The organism is Mameliella sp. LZ-28, assembly GCF_012274245.1.
Classification (GTDB): domain Bacteria; phylum Pseudomonadota; class Alphaproteobacteria; order Rhodobacterales; family Rhodobacteraceae; genus Antarctobacter; species Antarctobacter albus.
In genome coordinates, this window is sequence record NZ_JAANYX010000032.1 from 412,231 (window position 1) to 430,461 (window position 18,231).

Consider the following 18,231-nt stretch of genomic DNA (forward strand, 5'->3'; position numbering starts at 1 on the left):
AGCTCACCTTCTGCAAGGCGTTTCCAGACATCGCACTCCCCGGGTATCGGCGCTTTTATCGCGCCTTTCCAAGGCGGAACTTAAGGGCAAAAAGCGGCGCTTGCTAGGGGGAAGTCCCGGAGCGCCACGTCAGGCCGCGGATTCCCGGGGCATCCTGTCGATCAGCTGGTCGGCCTGCCTTTCAAATGCGTCGCGGGCGCTCCGAATGCCGTTTTGCATGGCAAAGCTTTCAAAGCTGTCGGTCATGATATCGAGCTTGGCAAGAAACCGCCGCCGGGCAAAGACGTGGCCCTGCGCATTCCAGGCCGCCTCGAGTCGGTCGGTTTCCTGTTCCATGATCTCCACGACCCTGCGCGCGGGCCGATCAAGCCGCTCGGCTGTCCGGGGATCGCCCGAGATCTGCCGCATCGGGGTCAGCACCAGCCGGCGTGCGGCCTCGACCTTGAGCGTCAGCGTGGCATCGTCCAGCGCGGCAACGCGATCAGCCAGCGAGGCAAGGGCCGCTTCGACACTGTCCAGGGCCGCCTCGCGCCGTGCCCGTCCCGAACTCTTGTTGCGCATCGGGTCCGGACCGAAAGCGGAAAGGGCCAGCCCGGCGGCCAAGACCCCGGTCAGCGCCGGAATCCACAGGTTGTCGTACTTGTGTCCGGCGAGGATCAGCACGACGAGGCCGATCAAGATGGACCCGATCACCTTGCGAGGCACCCGCGGGGCACGCGCAACCTCGGCATGGTCGTAGTCATGATGAATCTGCTGCCCGGCCGCGATCAGGCGCAGCGCCAGCGAGTAGACCCAGAGCAGGGCAATCGCTGTGGCAATGCCGGCAAAGGAATCCTGGAAGACCCAGAGCAAAAGGGGGAAGGCGGCCAGAAAGAGGAAGTTCAGACCGGATTCGATCTGCGTCCTTTCGACGGCCAGACCGTCAGCGCCCTCGTCAGGGGCGGATTCCGCGGTATCGTGGATATGGTCCATCCGCCCCGGCGCCTCCTCAGGTGTAGCTCATGATGAAGATCATCAGCCAGAGTGCGAAATAGGCAATGTGTCTTATCAACTGCCCGTTCTTCCGTGCGCGACGGGTATAGGTGGCCACCGCGTCGAAGGTGTCCACCGCGACCATGCGCAGGTTCCCAACCACCAGCAGGGCGGAGGCGAGGAGAATCGAAAGGGCTATGAATGTTGTCACCATGAGGACAACATTCGTGCGAAACGGGGCGAAATCGGGGCAAGCGCCGGGAAAAATAAAGAAAAGTTAACGATGGGTGAAGCGAATGCCGCAGCCGGCCCTGTCGTTAACCCTTTCTCGGCTCCCGCCGGCGGCGTTGAACCTGTCGCTTGCCCGGATGCCCGGGCTTGCCGGGTTTGCCCTGTTTCGCGGGCTTGGCCGTGCCCTCCGGCTCGGGCTCCAGTCCCAGTTGATCGCGCAGGATCTTGCGGCGGACTTCCTGCACCTCGCCGGGTTTCATCTGGCCCAGCTGGAACGGCCCGTAGGACACGCGGATCAGCCGGTTCACGGTCAGGCCGATGTCGGTCATGGCGCGGCGGATCTCGCGGTTCTTGCCCTCGCGCAGGCCAACGGTCAGCCAGGCGTTGGCGCCCTGCTGGCGGTCCAGGCTGACCTGCATCGGCTGGAATTTCTGCCCGTCGACCTCGATGCCCTCGCGCAGCGGTTTCAGCACCTCGTCCGTCGGGCGGCCATTGACGCGGACGCGGTATTTCCGCAGCCACCCGGTCGAGGGAAGTTCCAGCTTGCGCTTGATCGCCCCGTCATTTGTCAGCAGCAGCAATCCCTCGGAGTTGAGGTCGAGCCGCCCGACGCTCATGACGCGGGGCAGATCCTCGGGCAGATCGTCGTAGATCGTGGGCCGTCCCTGTTCGTCGCGCGTGGTCGTCACCAGCCCGGTCGGCTTGTGATACAGCCAAAGCCGGGCGGCTTCGGGGGCCTCCAGCGGAGTGCCGTCGACGGTGATCTTGTCCGCATCGGTGACGTTCAGCGCGGCGCGGTCGATCACCTTGCCGTTCACGGTGACGCGGCCCTCGGCGATCATGCGTTCGGCCTCGCGCCGGCTGGCGCGGCCTGCGCGGGCGATGACCTTGGCGATTCGCTCTCCGGGTGGGGTCTTGTTTTCCATCCACGTCCTTTAGCGCGGCAGCGGGGCCGGGCGAAAGGGCCTTCGAAGGCCCTTTGAAGGCGCTTGCAAGCGCCTTTCCCCCACCCTCCACCCGCGCTAACAGGTGGCATGACATTCCGCAGCCACATGGACATCGCCCTGGAAGAGGCGCAGGCCGCCGCCCGGCGCGGCGAGGTGCCGGTCGGGGCTGTCCTCGTGTCGCCCGGTGGCGATGTGATCGCGCAGGCAGGCAACCGCACCCGGGAATTGAACGACCCCACCGCCCATGCCGAGGTGCTGGTGATCCGCGCCGGCTGTTCGATGCTGGGGTCCGAACGGTTGCCGGACCATGATCTCTACGTCACGCTGGAGCCGTGCCCGATGTGCGCCGCGGCGATCGGTTTCGCCCGTATCCGGAGGCTGTACTACGGTGCGTCCGATCCGAAATCCGGCGGCGTGGCGCAGGGGCCGCGGGTGTTTTCCCACCCGCAGTGCCATCACGTGCCGGAAATCTATGACGGCATCGGCGGGGACGCGGCCTCGGGGTTGCTGCGCGACTTTTTTGCGGCGCGGAGGTGAGGGCATGGCGCGCGTGATCCTGTTCAACAAGCCGTTCGGTGTGCTTTCGCAGTTCACCGACAAGGGCAACGCGGACACGCCGCGCGCAACCCTGTCGGATTTCATCGACGTGCCGGGGGTCTATCCGGCGGGCCGGTTGGACCGCGACAGCGAAGGGCTTTTGGTGCTGACCGACGACGGGCGGCTGCAGGCACGGATCGCCAGTCCGAAATTCAAGCGGCCCAAGACCTACCTTGTGCAGGTCGAGGGCACGCCGGCCCCGGATCAGCTTGAGGCGCTGCGCAAGGGCGTCACGCTGAAGGACGGACCGACTCGTCCGGCGCGCTGCGTGGCGATCGATCCGCCAGACCTCTGGCCGCGCGTTCCGCCGGTGAGGTTCCGCAAGACGGTGCCCGACGCCTGGCTGGAGATGACCATCACTGAGGGGCGCAATCGGCAGGTGCGGCGCATGTGCGCCCATGTCGGCCTGCCTTGCCTGCGTTTGGTGCGCTGGTCGGTCGGGGACTGGACGCTGGACGGGATCGCGCCGGGAAAATGGCGCGAGGCATGAAGGGCGACCGGCGCAAGGCCCCGGGTCATGCGCGGGGCCGGATTACCGGGACGGTGCCGAAAGGACCTGGATGCGGTCCCAGAGGGCCTGAATCGTGGTATCCGGCAGCACGAGGCCCAGCCTGACGCAAAGGACATTGCGCAGGGCTTCGGCGCTGGCCAGCAGCCGTTTCTCGCCCGCTTCGTTCAACTGTCGGTCCAGCAGGCCCAACGGTATATCCCCGTCATAGCCCTTGACCATGAGGTGATGCGGAAAAGGCGCCTGCGGCCAGTGCGTGCAAAGAAAGTTCCCGGCCTCGATGTCGCTGTCGCTGACATGCGCATCATCGAAGCCGTACAGCGCGAACTCCTCATCGGGCTTGCGCAGGAAAAGCACCCGCTCGCCGGTTCCGGGATCGTCGTGCAGGATATAGCTGCCGTTGGGGGCGGTCTGGGGGCCATTCTCATACAGCAAGAGCGGCTCTAGGGGAGTTGGTCCGCCAAATCCGGCGTCGGCCAGGTAATCGGTGCCATCGATCCGGCAGATCAACAGGAGATGGGTGCGCGCGCCGCCCTGCCTCGCCCCCTTGCGGACGCGGGCCAGGCGCCGTGTCACATCGAACCCCAGCGCTTGCAAGGCGTCCTGAAACAGCCGGTTCTGTTCAAAGCAATAGCCGCCACGGCCCCGGTGCAGGATCTTGTCGGCGACTTCTGCAGAGCCTACGCCGGGGGCTATCCCCAGGAAGGGGTCGATGTCCTCGAAGGGAATGCGCCGGATCTGAGCCGATTGCAGCCGGGACAGCCCCTCGACCGTGACCGGCACGTGGCTGATGCGCAGCCGGTCGAGATAGAGGGAGAGGTCGAAACCGCTCACTGGTCGGCGCTCAGACCCATTTCGCCAGTGGTGGCAGGCTCATCAGGACGGCATTGGCGTCATGGCCGGTGGCCAACCCGAACTTGGTGCCCCGGTCATAGACCAGGTTGTATTCGGCATAGAGCCCGCGGTGGATCAACTGGGTGTCCTTGTCATCCTCGGTGCAGGCCTGCACCCGGCGCTTTTCCACCAGCGGCAGGTAGGCGGGCAGAAAGGCGCGGCCGATGTCCTGTGTCAGGGCGAAATCCGCCTCCCAGTCGCCGGTGTTGCGATCGTCCATGAAGATGCCGCCGACGCCGCGCGCCCGGTGGCGGTGGGGGATGTAGAAATACTCGTCCGCCCAGGCCTTCAGCTCGGGGTAGAGCGTGTCTCCGTGCGGATCGAGATGCGCCTTTTGGGTGGCGTGGAAATGCGCCGTGTCCTCATCGTATTCGATGCAGGGGTTCAGGTCAGACCCGCCGCCGAACCACCAGGCGCCCGGGGTCCAGAACATGCGCGTGTTCATGTGGACGGCGGGGCAATGCGGGTTCTGCATGTGGGCGACAAGGCTGATGCCCGAGGCCCAGAAGCGCGGGTCGTTGTCCATGCCGGGCACGCCACGCGCCGCCATTGCCTTTTGCGCGGCCTCACCCAGGGTGCCGTAGACGGTCGAGACGTTGACGCCGACCTTTTCAAACACGCGTCCGCCGCGCATGACGCTCATCAGCCCACCGCCCGCGTCAGAGCCATCGTCGGAGGCGCGCTTTGTCTCGGTCACCTCGAAGCGGCCCGGTGCCATGTCAGAGAAGGGGCCTTCGGAATGGCTGTCCTCCAGCCCTTCGAAAGCGGCAACGATCTCGTCGCGCAACTGGCGGAACCAGCTGCTGGCGCGGTCCTTTTCGGTGTCCATCATGCGGTGCTCTCCCTTTTCAGGGATGTCTAGGTCAGCATGGCACGCGCGACAAGCGTCAGTGCGCCGGGGCCGCCACCGGGTCCAGCAGGGTGCGCCCGCCGTCGACCGTCATGATCTGGCCGGTGACAAAACCCGCGCCCTCGCAGGAAAGAAACTGCACCGACTCGGCCAGTTCGCGTGGGGCGGCGATGCGGCCCAGCGGCGTGTGGTCCTCGATGTCAGAGCGATAGCTCTTGTGCTCGCGCAGCGTGTCCTTCAGGCTGGAGGACATGACCGAACCGAAGGCGACCGCGTTCACGCGGATCCGGTGCGGCGCCAGCGCCACGGCCATCGAGCGGGTCATCTGGTCCAGCGCGGCGCAGGACACGGAATAGCCCAGCAGTTCGGGATGCGTGCGGCGCGCGGCGATGGACGACAGGTTGACGATGGCGCCCACCTGTCCCTCTTCCTGTCCCGCCGCCTGCTTGATCATCCGGCGCGAGACCAGCTGTGTCATGCGGTAGGCCGTCGTCAGGTTCTGCGACAGAAGCGTCTCCATCGTGTCATCCTCCAGGTCCAGTGGATCGGAGGTCAGCAGCTGGCGCGAGCCGTTGATCAGGATGTCGACCCGGTCAAAGGCGTCGAGCGTGGCGGAAAGAAGGTTTGCCATTGTCAGGCGTTCGCGCAGGTCGCCGGCAAAGTAGCGGATCGCGCTGTCATCGTCGGACCCCTTGCATTCCTTGACCAGCTGCGGCTCGTCCATGTCGGCGAGCATGACGTTGGCGCCCTTGTTGGCGAAATGCCGGGCGATGGCCAGGCCCACGCCATTGGCGGCGCCGGTCACGATCGCGGTCTTGCCTTCGATGGAGAAACTCATGGGGGCCTCGTGAGGGTTGTCCGGTCAAGCTAACCGGGTTCAGCGCCGTTGACGAGAGGGGCGTGCGGCCTGAAGGATCTTGAACCGGTTGTCGCCGCCGATTTCGGTGGTTTCACGGAAACTCTCGGCCAGCGTGGCCTCGTAGGGCAGGTGGCGGTTGGCAACCAGCCAGAGCCGTCCGTGCGGCGCTAGGATGCGGGCGGCAGAGGTGATGAAGGCGCGACCGATATCCGGATCGGCCTTGCGGCCCTGGTGAAAGGGTGGGTTCATGATGACACCGTCCAGCGCACTGGCAGGCGTCCACTCCGTTGCATCGGCCCAGTGGAACTGCGCGCGGGTGTCGGTGACGTTTTCGCGCGCGCAATCCAGCGCGGCCTTCTCTGCCTCGACGAGATGCAGTTCGGTGACGGACTCACGGGCCAGGATCTGGCGCGATAACCAGCCCCAGCCGGCGCCGAGATCGGCAAAACGCCCCTTGAGCGTGGCCGGCAGGGCCTTGGCCAGGGCCTGGCTGGCCGGATCGGGGCCGTCGGCGGAAAAGATGCCCGGCGCGGTCAGGTCGCCCGAGGGCAGGCGCGCGGGGTCATGCCGCCAGTCCGCCAGATCGGCACCGCCGTCGAACCAGAGGCATTTGCCATGCGCCTTGGACACCTGGCCCAGTAGCGTCACGCGGTGGCGCAGCGCCTTGGCCAGGGCCTCGACCCCGTCGGTCTTGGCGCCATTGACCACCACCAGCCCGCCGGGCGCCAAGGCGCTGGCCCGGGCGATGCGGTCCTCGGCCAGGTCACGGGCGCGGGGTAGGTTCACGATGACCGCGGCATAGGGGCCTTGTGGCTCGGTCTGCACGGCGATGCCCCGCTGTTGCCAGGCGGTGTGATCGGGAAAGAATGTCTGGATGACCTTGACGCGGGTCGGGTCCAACCCGTCAAGCGCGGCATCTCCGGGCGCGCCAAAGAGGGCAATACGCCCGTCGGAAGGCAGGGAAAGGCCGCCGGAGGCGAGGGCGAAGGAAAGGCGATCGGACGACATGGGACGGAAAGGCGCGGGCGCCTATTCCTTCTCCATCGTGCATTGCAGGGGATGCTGGTGCCGGCGGGCAAAATCCATGACCTGTCCCACTTTGGTCTCGGCGATCTCGTGGCTGAAGACGCCGACCACGGCGACACCCTTCTTGTGGACGGTCAGCATGACCTCGAAGGCCTGCGCATGGGTCATGCCAAAGAACCGTTCCAGCACGTGAACGACGAATTCCATCGGCGTATAATCATCGTTCAGCAGCAGAACCTTGTAGAGCGGCGGGCGCTTGGTCCTGGGCTTGGTCTTCACGGCGATACCGGCGTCGCCCTCGCCGTCATCGGGCGGGGTGCCGGTCATCATGAACGTCCGTGTGAAGTGGGCGTCTGTCATCAGGGCAATCGCGCTTTGGGTTTCCGTCTACGGCCCCTGTATATAGGGTAGGGGACGTTGGCGAAAAGGGGGCCGTTCGCGGCTGCATACAGGATGCCGAAAAAACTGCAAACAATCGGTTTCGATGCGGACGATACCCTGTGGCACAACGAGCGCTTTTTCGTGCTCACACAAGAGCGATTCGCCGATCTTCTGCGCGACTACGCGGAAAAGGACCACCTGGCCGAACGCCTGATCGAGGCCGAGCGGCGCAATATCGGCCACTACGGATTCGGGGTGAAGGGCTTTGTCCTGTCGATGATCGAGACCGCCATCGAGGTTACGGAGGGGCGGGTGCCGGCTTCTGTCATCTCGGACCTGATGGCGGCGGGGCGCGATATGCTGGCCCACCCGATCGAGCTGTTGCCGCATGCGCAGGAGGCGGTCGAGGCGGTGGCCGATACGCACCGGGTGCTGCTGATCACCAAGGGCGACCTGCTGCACCAGGAACGCAAGCTGGCTCAATCGGGCCTAGGGGACCTTTTTGACGGGGTCGAGATCGTCTCGGACAAGCAGGCCGACACCTATGCGCGCATCTTCGGTGCCCTGCCCGGCGGCGCCGGTGCGGCGATGATGGTGGGCAACTCGATGAAATCGGACGTCGTCCCCGCCATCGCGGCCGGGGCCTGGGGCGTGCATGTCCCGCATGACCTGGCCTGGGCGCTGGAACATGCCGAGCCCCCCGAAGCGCCGCGATTCCGGACCCTGATTGACCTTGGGGACCTTCCCGGCCTCGTTCACGAGATCGGTTGAAAGGGGGGCGACCCGAGTCGCCACATTTCGGCCATATTTCGCCACAGTCCCGCCCCAATGGACGGTCTAGGGGGCGGACCTGTCTTGACCCGCTACATCTAGCGCGTTCACAATGATAAAAACCTATGAATATCAGGGCATTGTCCGCTTCTCTTGAAGCTGTTTTCGTGTTAGCATCCTCTTAACCACGGCTGCGCAAAATGGGGCCGGGACATAAGCAACAACCCCAACCGAAAAATCGGGGGGACGAGGCAGAAAGGCAGTGTATCGTGACGGGACGTCGCAGGCAGTCAGGCCATTGGGGCCTGTATTTCTTCATGTTCGTGTGGCTCATGGTTCTGTTGCCGCTCAGCGTAGCGGCTGCGCCCTATGCAGCCTTGGTGATGGACGCACGCAACGGCAAGGTGCTGCATGCGCAGAATGCCGACACCCGCCTGCATCCCGCTTCCCTGACCAAGATGATGACGCTCTATATCGCCTTCGAGGCGGTGCAGAACGGTGAGCTGACGATGGACACGCTGATCACCGTGTCGCGCAAGGCCGCCGCCGAAGAGCCGTCGAAGCTGGGCCTTCGACCCGGCCAACAGATCAAGCTACGCTATCTGGTGCGTGCGGCGGCGGTCAAATCGGCCAATGACGCCGCCACGGCCATCGCCGAGGGGATCGAGGGTTCCGAGGCCGCCTTTGCACGCCGTATGAATCGGACTGCCAAGGCGATGGGCATGACGCGCACCACCTTCAAGAATGCCCACGGCCTGACCGAAAGCGGGCACCTGTCGACGGCGCGCGACATGACGATCCTGGGGCAGCATGTGATCTACGACTACCCGCAGTACTACAACCTGTTCTCGCGCAAGACAGCGGATGCGGGTGTGCGCCGGGTGAATCACACCAACTCGCGGCTGCTGAGTTCGTACCCTGGCGCGGACGGCATCAAGACGGGGTACACCCGCGCAGCCGGTTTCAACCTCGTTGCCTCGGCCGAGCGTGGCAGCGAACGGGTGATCGCGACCGTATTTGGCGGTCGGTCCACTGCCACGCGCAACGCACGAGTGGCCGAACTGCTGGACCTGGGGTTCAAGAAGTCCCCGACCTGGGTGAAAATGCGCACACCGGACCGCCCACCCTACCTTGGCAAGGGGGCTGGCGCCGGTGGTATCGTGGTTGCCAATACCTCTGATCCGGCACCGGGCACGCGCGCCAAGTCGATACGGGTTGCCTCTGCTGCCGTGACCCGCAGCCTGCGGCCCAAGGCGCGGCCTGGCAGCACGGTAGACCCGGCCAAGGTGGCGCCGCTGGTGGCCTCGGTGGGCAAGGACATCGAGCGCGAGTTGCAGGAGATTGTGCTGGCCTCCGATACGGCGCCGGACCCCGCGCCCGACGATCCGGAGGTGGTTATCTTGGCCGATGTTACCGATGTGGCGGCGCCAGCGGAATCGAAGAAACCGGTGCAGCGGCCCGCCGCGGTTGCGGCTGCCGCCGCCACGCTCACTTTCAAGGATACGCCGACGCCGGCCCGCAAGGCCGAGGTCGTCACGCGTCTGTCGACCTCGGGCGGGCGGCATTGGGGCATCAACGTGGGCCGTTTCCCCAACGAGTACCTGGCGCAGAAGATGCTGTTGAAGACCGGGCTCACGGAAACCGCGACTCTGGATGATGCACTGCGTAAGGTGGTGCGGGGCAAGACCGGCTTTGATGCGATGTTCATGGGAATGACGCGCGACGGGGCGGAACTGGCCTGCCGCCGGCTTCAGGCACGTCAGATGACCTGCTTCATGGTCGGGCCCAGCTGACCCGTCGGGGCGTTAACCGAACAGAAGAAAGGCGGCTGCACCGGGAGGTACAGCCGCCTTTTTTAATGTCCGCAGGTTCAGCGGACCGCGTCCAGGATCTGGTCGAGTACACTCATGACCCGTTCGACGCGGCTTTCCTCGGACAGGAGATCGGCGACGAGGGTGCGCAGTTCGTTGCTGGTCCGCAGGTGGCGGGACTGGGCGTAGGAAATGACGCCGATCAGGTCGTTCGAGGGGCAGACCCCTTCGCGGTACTCCCAGACGGTGCCGTCGCGCGCGGGACGCGCCTGCAACCCGCAGCGGCGTTCCGGCGGCACGTCGCGCCAGAACAGCGTCATGATGTCGACCAAGGCCGAACTGTCGTTCGAAAAGTAGTTGTGCGCCAGCATGTCGTCGCCCAGCGAGGTCATGTCGATGCTGTCGAAGGCCGGGTGTGCCAGGATCACGTCCCCGCCCAGCCCGGCGCGAGGGGCAGATCCGTGCAGCTTGCCCGAGGAGACCAGCGCCCAGTCCGTGGACGAGGCATAGAGCGTCATGCGCTGTGCAAGCGGCGCAAAGGTGCCCGCCATCGCGCCGAACAGCTCTGCGTCGACGTCGGGGGCGGCAAACATCACCTGGTCGAGGATCGGCTGGTCGCCGGGACGGGCATCTCGGCGCAGGGCCATGATCTCCAGTGCGTCGGTCAGGGCGCGGTTGCCCATTGAATGCGCGACGACGTTGATCGAGCGCGCGCCGGAGCGCAGCACCAGGTCTTCGAGAAAGCGGGCGAGGCGGCGGCCCGACAGGCGCACGACGGCGGCGTCGGCGTTATAACCGATGGTCGTGTCGCGCGAGGGCCAGGAATACAGCACCGGAACCGTGCCGTTGCCCATGTCGTGCACCACCTGGGCCGTGCGCTGGGCGGCATATTCGAAACTGGTGTTGTAGCCATGGATGAAGACCAGCAGATCGCGCTGGCCGTCCTCCTCGAACTCGTCCTGCAGGCGCCCGTAGAAACTGTCGGGATCGACCGGCTCAACCGATTTAAGCAGGATGTGCTTGGACGGGTTGGCGCGGAATTCCAGCCGCCAGATCGAGGGTTTCTCGACCTGTCCGGCGACGTGGATGTTGGGGATCGTGACCGTGGCAATCCCAAGTTCCAGCCGGTCGCCGCGTTCGCCGCCATAGAACCGGGCGGGATGCGAATCGCCACTGCGGGCGCGGTCGGTGGCATAATAGACATCGACCGCGTGGAATCCGTCGTCATCACCGGCAAACGATGTCTCGAGCGACGGCGAAGCCAGCGCCTCGAGCGCGGCGCGCGCCCGGTCGGCGGCGTCGTCATCGCCCATCAGTTCCGTCAGTCGCACGAGTTCGGCATAGAGATCGCGCAGCACTGCATCGCTGCGGCCGGTTTCCTCCTCGGCGGTGATGGCGGCCTCGATCATCGTGCGGGCCGAGCTGATCGCGCCCTGCGCCTCGTAGGCTTTGGCGGCCTTGATGAAGGCGGGCACCGGGTCCTCGCCCAGTTCGGTCCGGGCAAAGGCCCGGGTACGGGCGAGGTCGGCCCAGGCGTCGGCGGCCTGGACATAGCCCAGCCCGTCCAGCAGGTCGGCCCGCAGCTGCATCAGGTCGACCAGGATGCGGATATTCGGTGGGGTGCCCAGGACAATCGGGTCTCTCAGAGCGATATCGACCTGCTGCAGGGCCTGGAACGGATCGGTTCCGGCCAGCGCGTCCAGCGCGATGACCCGGCTGATGTCCTGCGCCCGGCCAGGTGCCGGCACAGCTGTCAGGCTTGCGAGAAAAGCCAGGAATACGAAACGGGTAAACTGTGTCATCGTCCCCTCACGGGCATAGAGAGTCCATCTTGCGATGATTATGATGCCTTGGGGGGCTGGAACAAGGTGGGGAATACCCGCGCTTGTCCGTTGCGGGCATGAGGCCGTCCCAAAAAGAAAACCCCCGCGAGCGGGTCGCAGGGGTTCGTGTCTCAAATTGCGTTCGGTCGCTTACAGCAGCCCTTCGCGCTGGGCCTTTTTGCGCGCCAGCTTGCGGGCGCGGCGAATCGCCTCGGCCTTTTCACGGGCTTTCTTCTCGGAGGGTTTCTCGAAATGCTGCCGAAGCTTCATTTCGCGGAACACGCCTTCGCGCTGCAGCTTTTTCTTCAGGGCGCGGAGCGCCTGATCGACATTGTTGTCGCGAACACTGACCTGCATGTGGTTGTCACCACCTTTCTAGATTTGAGTTGCAAGGAGAATTGCAGGAGGTGGCCGTATAGCAACCGCTGGCCTAGTTGTCTAGAGTGACGCCGCAACGAGAGGAACCCGTTCCATGCCCGACACAGCAGACAAGATCCTGGACGCCGCCTTGATGCACGTGCCCTTCGACGGCTGGTCCGAAACGAGCTTTCGTGCCGCGGTTTCCGACGCCGGGGTGGACCCGGTGGTCGCCCGTGGCCTGTTCCCGCGCGGAGCGGTGGATCTGGCCGTCGCCTATCACAAGCGCGGCGATGCCGAGATGCTGCAGCGGATCGAGGCGGCAGACCTGGACGAGATGCGATTTCGCGATCGCGTGGCCTTTGCGGTGCGCGCCCGGATCGAGGCCGCCGAGGACCGCGAGGCGGTGCGGCGGGGGACGACCCTGTTTGCCTTGCCGATCTACGCGCCCGATGGCGCCCGGCTGATCTGGGGCACGGCGGATGCGATCTGGACCGCGCTGGGGGACACCTCGCGCGATTTCAACTGGTACACCAAGCGGGCGACGCTCTCGGGCGTCTATTCGTCGACCGTGCTGTACTGGCTGGGCGACGATTCGCTGGACAACGAGGTGACCTGGGCCTTCCTGGATCGCCGGATCGAGGACGTGATGCGCTTTGAAAAGGCCAAGGCGCAAGTGCGTGGAAACCGTCTATTGAGTGGTTTGATGGCTGGCCCGGCAAAGATCCTGGAAAGAGTGCAGGCGCCGGCGCGCGATGGCTCGGACCTGCCGGGGGGACATCCCTTTCCCCGCTGACCTGGCGGCCCTGCCGCGCGCAATCGGCGCAGGGGGTGGCACGGGAAACCGCTTTGCCACCCCGGCCCTGCTTGCTACCAAATCCGCAAACAGGGAGGCTGAACCATGACAGAAACCATGCGCGCGATCGAGATCACCGAGCCGGGCGGGCCGGAGGTACTGAAACCGACAACCCGACCGATGCCGCAGCCGGCGGCAGGACAGGTGGTGCTCAAGGTCGCCTATGCCGGGGTCAACCGCCCCGACGCGCTGCAACGCGCAGGCAGCTACGCGCCGCCTCCCGGCGCCTCGGACCTGCCGGGACTTGAGGCCTCGGGCGAGGTGGTGACACTGGGTGCAGGTGTTGATTCCCTCTCGCTTGGCGACAAGGTCTGCGCGTTGCTGCCCGGCGGCGGTTACGCGGAATATGTCGCCACGCCCGCCGCGCATTGCCTGCCGGTGCCGCAGGGTATGGGCATGAAAGAGGCGGCTTGCCTGCCGGAAACCTTCTTCACCGTCTGGTCGAACGTCTTTCAGCGCGGTGGATTGCTGGCCGGTGAGCGGTTCCTCGTCCACGGTGGTTCCAGCGGAATCGGGACGACGGCGATCCAGCTTGCGCATCATTTCGGGGCGCGGGTCTTTGCCACGGCGGGGTCCGATGCCAAGTGCAAGGCCTGCACCGACCTGGGCGCGGACCGGGCGATCAACTACCGGGACGAGGATTTCGTATCGGTGATGAAGGAGGAAGGCGGCGCCAACCTGATCCTCGACATGGTCGGAGGCGACTACCTGCCGCGCAACGTCAAATCGCTGGCCGAGGATGGACGCCTGGTGCAGATCGCCTTTCTGCAGGGCCCCAAGGTCGAGTTGAACTTTGCCCTGGTCATGGTGCGCCGTCTGACCATCACCGGCAGCACCCTGCGCCCGCAAAGCGATCTGGCGAAGGCGCGCATTGCCGAGAGCCTGCGGGAGAAGGTCTGGCCCTTGCTGGATGCGGGCAAGGTGGCGCCTGTGATGGACAGCGAGTTTCCGATGGACCAGGCCGCCGAGGCGCACGCGCGAATGGAAAGCTCGGGCCACATCGGCAAGATCGTGTTGAAGGTGAGCGGGTAAGGGGGCGCTGCCCCCTCTTGGCCGCTGGCCAATTCACCCCCTGAGGTATTTTCGGCCCAAAGAAGCAGGGGCGCGGCACAGTTGTGCGCCCCTTTTAGGATCAGGCGACCGCGCGGCGGTATAGGTGCCAGGTGGCGTGGCCCAGGACAGGCAGGACGATCACCAGTCCGATCAGGGCGGGAATGCTGCCCAGCACCAGGCCCAGGGTCACGATGGCCCCCCAGGTCAGGATCACGCGCGGGTTTTCCCGGGTGACGCGGATCGAGGTCAGCACTGCCACGGGCAGGCCCACTGCGCGGTCCAGCAGCAGCGGGAAGGAGACCACGCTGGTGGCCAGGACGGCCAGCGCAAAGACCCCGCCGATGGCACAGCCCAGGACGATCATCACCAGTCCGGGGCCGGTTGCGAGGCCGCCGAGGAAGGTGCCGATGGAGGCCGGGGCCTCTGGCCCGAGCGTGGCGCCGTAGAGGTGCCCGGCCACCACCAGCCACAGGCAGAAGATCACCGCCAGGTAGATCCCCATGACAAGGATCGAGGCGAAGCGCGGGCTTTCCACCACCTTGAGCGCGCCGAGCCAGCCGATTTCCTCGCCCTGTTCACGGCGGCGGCTGATTTCATAGACCCCCACCGCCGAAACCGGCCCCAGCAGGGCAAACCCGGCAATCAGCGGAAAGATCAGCGGGACGAGGTCCATGTTGAGTGCGGCTAGCGCCAGGACGATGCCGATGACCGGGTAGAGCAGCACCAGGAACATCACGTCGGTCCGGCATTGCTGGAAATCGTGCCACCCGGCAGACAGGGCCTCTCGCAGGTCCTGGTTGGTCAACTGGCGGGTGCGGGGCGGGGTGGTATCCTCGCTGCCGAGGGCCTGGGCCGAGTCCGCCGCGTGGCGTCCGGCGAGGCCGAAGGCACTGGCCAGCCAGGTTCCGGGATTTCCGATGGTCTGAGGCATGAGTCCTCTCCTCTTGGCGATGATCGCGCCAAGAGGAGGGCCCGCCGCGCGGCGACGGGAAGGCCGGTTGAACGCGCTGATGCGTCAAAAGGTAGCATACATGCCGTGAATTTCCCATCACGGTCACGAGAGGGTGTCAGAGTTTGTGGTCGAAGAACCCGTCGCCTGCGCGCGACAGCAGGTCAGCCGCCAGGCTGCGGCCCAGCTCGGCACCCTGCGCAACCGGGCCAGTGATCTCGCCTGCGTGGGCCTCGGAGCCGTCGGTCTTCAGGATTTCGCCGCGCAGGCGCAGGCTGTCGCCGTCCAGTTCTGCTAACGCCGCGATGGGCGTCTCGCAGGAGCCGTCGAGCGCGGCGAGGAAGGCGCGTTCCGCGTTCAGCCGCAGGGCGGTCGTCGCATCATGGATGGCCGCCAGCATGTCACGCGCGCGGCTGTCGTCACTGCGGCGTTCGATGCCGATGGCGCCCTGGGCAACGGCGGGCAGCATGTCCTCGGGCTCGATGGCGGTTTGCGGCACCTCGGTCATGCCGAGGCGGTTCAGCCCGGCACAGGCCAGGAAGGTGGCACGCGCCACGCCGTCGTGCAGCTTTTTCAGCCGGGTCTGCAGGTTGCCGCGGAACTCGACCACGGTCAGGTCGGGGCGGCGGTGCAGCAATTGCGCCCGGCGCCGCAGCGAAGAGGTGCCGACCACGGCGCCTTCGGGCAGGTCGTGGATCGAGGAGAACTCGGGGCAGATGAAGGCGTCGCGCACGTCCTCGCGCGGCAGGTAGCAGTCCAGCACCAGCCCCTCGGGCTGTTCGGTGGGCATGTCCTTCATCGAATGCACGGCCAGGTCGATCGTGCCCGCCAGCATCGCCTCTTCGATTTCCTTGGTGAACAGGCCCTTGTTGCCGATCTCTTTCAGCGGGCGGTCGGCGTCGATCAGGCTGCGGTCGTCGCCGGTGGTCTTGATGACCACGATTGCAAAGGCGTCCAGCGGCAGATCGAAGGCGGCGGCAAGCCGTTGCTGGGTCTCATGCGCCTGGGCCAGCGCCAGGGGAGAGCCGCGGGTGCCGAGTTTCAGCGGGGAGTGGGGCGTGGGCAGATCGGTCATGGCAAAGGGTTAGCGCGCTGCGTGAGGAAAGGAAACGGGATTTGCGGGCGCCGGCATGCGTCACGCGCGCCCGCTCCGTCAAGGCGGCTTGACACCGGCGGGCCCGCATCGGACCAAGGCCCCCGGACCTGGAGGAGCGAAAGCGATGACCAAGACGATCTTGCGTGCCCTTGCGGGCGAGACCCTGCCGACGCCGCCGATCTGGATGATGCGGCAGGCGGGTCGCTACCTGCCGGAGTACAAGGCGACGCGGGCCGAGGCGGGGGATTTCCTGTCGCTCTGCTACAACCCCGACCTGGCGACCGAGGTGACCTTGCAGCCGATCCGGCGGTACGGGTTCGACGCGGCGATCCTCTTTGCCGACATCCTGCTGCTGCCGCAGGCGCTGGGTATGGACCTGTGGTTCGTCACCGGCGAGGGACCGCGCCTGTCGACCATCACCAGCGATGCGGAGTTCGACAAGCTGGGCCGGGGAGAGATGATCCACGACACGCTGAACCCGGTTTACCAAACGGTGCGGAACCTGTCGTCGGCGCTGCCCTCCGAGACCACGCTGATTGGGTTCGCCGGTGCGCCTTGGACCGTGGCGACCTACATGATCGCGGGCAAGGGCACCAAGGATCAGGGCCCGGCCCATGCGCTGAAGGCTGAGAACCGGGCACTGTTCGAAAAGATCATCGACCGGCTGACCGAGGCGACCATCGACTACCTGTCCGAGCAGGTGAAAGCCGGGGCCGAGGTGGTCAAGATCTTCGACAGCTGGGCCGGGTCGCTGCAGGGCGAGGATTTCGACCGCTATTGCACCGCGCCCGCGCGGACCATCACGCAGGAACTGAAAAGTCGTTTCCCGGGGCTGCCGGTCATCGCCTTCCCGCGCCAGGCGGGAGAGAAATATGTCGGGTTCCACGCCGCGACAGGCGCGGATTGCGTGGCCGTTGACGATAGCGTGACGCCGGAATGGGCGGCGGAAAACGTGCAGGTTACGGGTTGTGTTCAGGGCAACCTGGCCTCATCGCACATGGTGACGGGCGGTCAGGCGCTGGTGGATGAAACGCGGCGCGTGGTCGAGGCTTTCCGCAAGGGGCCGCATATCTTCAACCTGGGCCACGGGATCACGCCGGACGCGGACCCCGAGAACGTGCAGTTGATGATCGACACGGTTCGGGGGATGTAAGGGGCGACTGCGCCTGTCTCAGACATGCGCAGGCTGACCGCGTCCGCCAAGGATGACGTCCATGCTCATCCCGCCGACCCACATGCAGAACAGCGCCAGCCAGGCGGTGCCGGCAAAGATCGACCCGCCGGACACGCCGGCGCCAATGGCGCAGCCGCCGGCCAGCATCCCGCCAAACCCCATCAGCACGGCGCCGATCATCGCGTTGCGCATCGGTGTCGGGCCTTCGAATCCCTGGAACTTCAGCTCTTTGCTGACCAGGGCGGCCAGGAAGGATCCCAGAACCACCCCGGGCACCAGCCCGATGTCGAATTCCAGCACCGAATTGCGGTCGAGGAAGAACATCAGCGTGTTGGCCGAAGGGCCGGTGAAGGTCAGGCTTTCGATCTGGACCGGCTCGAAGGCCACCTGGCTCAGCGCATGGGTCAGCCCATAGCCCACGGCGGCAGCGAAGCCGACGCCGGAGGCAAAGACCAGTCGCGAAAAGCCGATCCGGTTGCGGCGGCTGAGCTCCAGCGCCAGGAGCGCGATGGCAAGCCCGATCACAAGCCCGGCCTCGCGTGGCAGGTGCAGCGCGGCCAGCAGGTCCATGTTGCGGCCGCCGGAGGTGATCCACATCGCGGCCAGCCGGTCGCGCAGGGGGGCCAGCCAGCCGGTCAGCGACATCTGCGCCACCACGGCAAAGATCAGCCCGGACACGACCGAACGCAGGTTGCCCGTCGCCGCCAGCACCAGCAGGCGCCCGGAACAGCCGCGCGCCAAGACCATGCCCGCGCCGAACAGCAGCCCGCCGATGATCGCGCCGGACCAGCTGCCCGGAACCGCCATCATGCGCGCCTCTGACGTTTCCAGCAGGCCGAGGATCTGCGCCCCCTGTACCCAGACCACGGCGGTGGAAAAGGTCAGCAGCCAGACCGCGACCTTGTCCTTCATCATGCCGCGGGCAAACTCGACCGTGGCCGCCCGCAGGCAGAACCGGGACCGTTGGGCCGCGACGCCGAAGATCACACCGGTGATCAGTCCAAAGAGCGCCGCCGTCGGGTTCTCTCCGATCCGGTCGATCAGGGGGACGATATCCATGCCAGTGCCTCCGCGCG

20 protein-coding genes are annotated in these 18,231 nt (G+C 65.9%); 7 read left to right on the plus strand and 13 right to left on the minus strand.

The window, feature by feature from the left end:
- Nucleotides 1-129 precede the first annotated feature (129 nt).
- The 3 genes from G9Q80_RS17190 to G9Q80_RS17200 form a co-directional block, all read right to left on the minus strand.
- Complete coding sequence (locus G9Q80_RS17190) at nt 130-972, minus strand: hypothetical protein (RefSeq protein WP_088714751.1); 843 nt, start codon at nt 970-972, stop codon at nt 130-132.
- A gap of 16 nt (nt 973-988) precedes the next feature.
- Complete coding sequence (locus tag G9Q80_RS17195) at nt 989-1,186, minus strand: hypothetical protein (RefSeq protein WP_043141026.1); 198 nt, start codon at nt 1,184-1,186, stop codon at nt 989-991.
- 103 nt (nt 1,187-1,289) lie between these two features.
- Nucleotides 1,290-2,129: a pseudouridine synthase gene (locus G9Q80_RS17200; RefSeq protein WP_088714752.1), complete on the minus strand. Its 840-nt coding sequence runs from the start codon at nt 2,127-2,129 to the stop codon at nt 1,290-1,292.
- Nucleotides 2,130-2,237: 108 nt separating this feature from the next.
- On the opposite strand from G9Q80_RS17200, the gene G9Q80_RS17205 reads away from it, so the two are divergent.
- Together G9Q80_RS17205 and G9Q80_RS17210 are read left to right on the plus strand one after the other, a co-directional pair.
- Nucleotides 2,238-2,687, plus strand: a complete 450-nt coding sequence (locus tag G9Q80_RS17205; RefSeq protein WP_088714753.1) for a nucleoside deaminase — start codon at nt 2,238-2,240, stop codon at nt 2,685-2,687.
- A 4-nt stretch (nt 2,688-2,691) separates the two neighbouring features.
- The gene (locus G9Q80_RS17210) at nt 2,692-3,237 is read left to right on the plus strand and encodes a pseudouridine synthase (RefSeq protein ID WP_069208259.1); all 546 of its coding nucleotides are present in this window, start codon (nt 2,692-2,694) and stop codon (nt 3,235-3,237) included.
- Between the two features lie 42 nt (nt 3,238-3,279).
- On the opposite strand, the gene G9Q80_RS17215 is transcribed toward G9Q80_RS17210, so the two are convergent.
- From G9Q80_RS17215 to clpS, 5 genes are read right to left on the minus strand one after another with little or no spacing between them, the layout of a single operon-like run.
- Nucleotides 3,280-4,089 (minus strand): arylamine N-acetyltransferase family protein, encoded by an 810-nt coding sequence (locus tag G9Q80_RS17215; RefSeq protein ID WP_088714754.1) that lies wholly within the window; start codon nt 4,087-4,089, stop codon nt 3,280-3,282.
- A 10-nt stretch (nt 4,090-4,099) separates the two neighbouring features.
- On the minus strand, nt 4,100-4,981 hold the full coding sequence (gene hemF / locus G9Q80_RS17220) for an oxygen-dependent coproporphyrinogen oxidase (protein ID WP_088714755.1): 882 nt from the start codon (nt 4,979-4,981) through the stop codon (nt 4,100-4,102).
- 55 nt (nt 4,982-5,036) lie between these two features.
- On the minus strand, nt 5,037-5,837 hold the full coding sequence (locus G9Q80_RS17225; protein WP_043141041.1) for an SDR family NAD(P)-dependent oxidoreductase: 801 nt from the start codon (nt 5,835-5,837) through the stop codon (nt 5,037-5,039).
- 39 nt (nt 5,838-5,876) lie between these two features.
- A complete protein-coding gene (locus G9Q80_RS17230) occupies nt 5,877-6,866 on the minus strand; it encodes a class I SAM-dependent methyltransferase (protein WP_088714756.1) in 990 nt (329 codons plus the stop codon).
- 21 nt (nt 6,867-6,887) lie between these two features.
- Nucleotides 6,888-7,244 carry an ATP-dependent Clp protease adapter ClpS gene (clpS, locus tag G9Q80_RS17235; protein ID WP_052244451.1) on the minus strand — a complete coding sequence of 119 codons (357 nt, stop codon included), beginning with the start codon at nt 7,242-7,244 and terminating at the stop codon, nt 6,888-6,890.
- A 93-nt stretch (nt 7,245-7,337) separates the two neighbouring features.
- Between clpS and G9Q80_RS17240 the strand changes: the two genes are divergently transcribed.
- Both G9Q80_RS17240 and G9Q80_RS17245 read left to right on the plus strand, forming a co-directional pair.
- Entirely contained in the window at nt 7,338-8,036 is a 699-nt protein-coding gene (locus G9Q80_RS17240; RefSeq protein WP_088714757.1) for an HAD family hydrolase, read from the plus strand.
- Nucleotides 8,037-8,353: 317 nt separating this feature from the next.
- Nucleotides 8,354-9,829 carry a D-alanyl-D-alanine carboxypeptidase family protein gene (locus G9Q80_RS17245; protein ID WP_232788180.1) on the plus strand — a complete coding sequence of 492 codons (1,476 nt, stop codon included), beginning with the start codon at nt 8,354-8,356 and terminating at the stop codon, nt 9,827-9,829.
- A gap of 77 nt (nt 9,830-9,906) precedes the next feature.
- Here G9Q80_RS17245 and G9Q80_RS17250 read toward each other — a convergent pair whose 3' ends face one another.
- Together G9Q80_RS17250 and rpsU are read right to left on the minus strand one after the other, a co-directional pair.
- Nucleotides 9,907-11,649 (minus strand): alpha/beta hydrolase, encoded by a 1,743-nt coding sequence (locus G9Q80_RS17250; protein WP_074623073.1) that lies wholly within the window; start codon nt 11,647-11,649, stop codon nt 9,907-9,909.
- A 171-nt stretch (nt 11,650-11,820) separates the two neighbouring features.
- The gene (rpsU, locus tag G9Q80_RS17255) at nt 11,821-12,027 is read right to left on the minus strand and encodes a 30S ribosomal protein S21 (RefSeq protein WP_007818122.1); all 207 of its coding nucleotides are present in this window, start codon (nt 12,025-12,027) and stop codon (nt 11,821-11,823) included.
- Nucleotides 12,028-12,142: 115 nt separating this feature from the next.
- Between rpsU and G9Q80_RS17260 the strand changes: the two genes are divergently transcribed.
- Nucleotides 12,143-12,823, plus strand: a complete 681-nt coding sequence (locus G9Q80_RS17260) for a COQ9 family protein (protein WP_088714758.1) — start codon at nt 12,143-12,145, stop codon at nt 12,821-12,823.
- A 105-nt stretch (nt 12,824-12,928) separates the two neighbouring features.
- Complete coding sequence (locus tag G9Q80_RS17265) at nt 12,929-13,915, plus strand: NAD(P)H-quinone oxidoreductase (RefSeq protein WP_088714759.1); 987 nt, start codon at nt 12,929-12,931, stop codon at nt 13,913-13,915.
- 100 nt (nt 13,916-14,015) lie between these two features.
- Here G9Q80_RS17265 and G9Q80_RS17270 read toward each other — a convergent pair whose 3' ends face one another.
- Nucleotides 14,016-14,867, minus strand: a complete 852-nt coding sequence (locus G9Q80_RS17270; RefSeq protein ID WP_069208252.1) for a DUF2189 domain-containing protein — start codon at nt 14,865-14,867, stop codon at nt 14,016-14,018.
- Between the two features lie 136 nt (nt 14,868-15,003).
- The gene (gene hemC / locus G9Q80_RS17275) at nt 15,004-15,960 is read right to left on the minus strand and encodes a hydroxymethylbilane synthase (RefSeq protein WP_088714760.1); all 957 of its coding nucleotides are present in this window, start codon (nt 15,958-15,960) and stop codon (nt 15,004-15,006) included.
- Nucleotides 15,961-16,105: 145 nt separating this feature from the next.
- Here hemC and hemE point away from each other — a divergent pair, with 145 nt between their 5' ends.
- Nucleotides 16,106-17,134, plus strand: coding sequence for a uroporphyrinogen decarboxylase (gene hemE, locus G9Q80_RS17280; RefSeq protein WP_088714761.1), 1,029 nt, complete (start codon nt 16,106-16,108; stop codon nt 17,132-17,134).
- Nucleotides 17,135-17,152: 18 nt separating this feature from the next.
- Here the strand turns inward: hemE and G9Q80_RS17285 are convergent, their stop codons facing one another.
- Nucleotides 17,153-18,214: a YeeE/YedE family protein gene (locus tag G9Q80_RS17285; protein ID WP_069208250.1), complete on the minus strand. Its 1,062-nt coding sequence runs from the start codon at nt 18,212-18,214 to the stop codon at nt 17,153-17,155.
- Between the last annotated feature and the right edge of the window lie 17 nt (nt 18,215-18,231).

What these genes read in the sequence shown, in the direction of transcription:
- clpS (WP_052244451.1), bottom strand. Translation starts at nt 7,244, where the DNA reads ATGACAGACGCCCACTTCACACGGACGTTCATGATGACCGGCACCCCG.
- G9Q80_RS17210 (WP_069208259.1), top strand. Translation starts at nt 2,692, where the DNA reads ATGGCGCGCGTGATCCTGTTCAACAAGCCGTTCGGTGTGCTTTCGCAG.
- G9Q80_RS17205 (WP_088714753.1), top strand. Translation starts at nt 2,238, where the DNA reads ATGACATTCCGCAGCCACATGGACATCGCCCTGGAAGAGGCGCAGGCC.
- rpsU (WP_007818122.1), bottom strand. Translation starts at nt 12,027, where the DNA reads ATGCAGGTCAGTGTTCGCGACAACAATGTCGATCAGGCGCTCCGCGCC.
- G9Q80_RS17195 (WP_043141026.1), bottom strand. Translation starts at nt 1,186, where the DNA reads ATGGTGACAACATTCATAGCCCTTTCGATTCTCCTCGCCTCCGCCCTG.
- G9Q80_RS17245 (WP_232788180.1), top strand. Translation starts at nt 8,354, where the DNA reads ATGTTCGTGTGGCTCATGGTTCTGTTGCCGCTCAGCGTAGCGGCTGCG.
- hemF (WP_088714755.1), bottom strand. Translation starts at nt 4,981, where the DNA reads ATGATGGACACCGAAAAGGACCGCGCCAGCAGCTGGTTCCGCCAGTTG.
- G9Q80_RS17230 (WP_088714756.1), bottom strand. Translation starts at nt 6,866, where the DNA reads ATGTCGTCCGATCGCCTTTCCTTCGCCCTCGCCTCCGGCGGCCTTTCC.
- G9Q80_RS17240 (WP_088714757.1), top strand. Translation starts at nt 7,338, where the DNA reads ATGCCGAAAAAACTGCAAACAATCGGTTTCGATGCGGACGATACCCTG.
- G9Q80_RS17250 (WP_074623073.1), bottom strand. Translation starts at nt 11,649, where the DNA reads ATGACACAGTTTACCCGTTTCGTATTCCTGGCTTTTCTCGCAAGCCTG.
- hemC (WP_088714760.1), bottom strand. Translation starts at nt 15,960, where the DNA reads ATGACCGATCTGCCCACGCCCCACTCCCCGCTGAAACTCGGCACCCGC.
- G9Q80_RS17260 (WP_088714758.1), top strand. Translation starts at nt 12,143, where the DNA reads ATGCCCGACACAGCAGACAAGATCCTGGACGCCGCCTTGATGCACGTG.
- G9Q80_RS17190 (WP_088714751.1), bottom strand. Translation starts at nt 972, where the DNA reads ATGGACCATATCCACGATACCGCGGAATCCGCCCCTGACGAGGGCGCT.
- G9Q80_RS17225 (WP_043141041.1), bottom strand. Translation starts at nt 5,837, where the DNA reads ATGAGTTTCTCCATCGAAGGCAAGACCGCGATCGTGACCGGCGCCGCC.
- G9Q80_RS17285 (WP_069208250.1), bottom strand. Translation starts at nt 18,214, where the DNA reads ATGGATATCGTCCCCCTGATCGACCGGATCGGAGAGAACCCGACGGCG.
- G9Q80_RS17200 (WP_088714752.1), bottom strand. Translation starts at nt 2,129, where the DNA reads ATGGAAAACAAGACCCCACCCGGAGAGCGAATCGCCAAGGTCATCGCC.
- hemE (WP_088714761.1), top strand. Translation starts at nt 16,106, where the DNA reads ATGACCAAGACGATCTTGCGTGCCCTTGCGGGCGAGACCCTGCCGACG.
- G9Q80_RS17270 (WP_069208252.1), bottom strand. Translation starts at nt 14,867, where the DNA reads ATGCCTCAGACCATCGGAAATCCCGGAACCTGGCTGGCCAGTGCCTTC.
- G9Q80_RS17265 (WP_088714759.1), top strand. Translation starts at nt 12,929, where the DNA reads ATGACAGAAACCATGCGCGCGATCGAGATCACCGAGCCGGGCGGGCCG.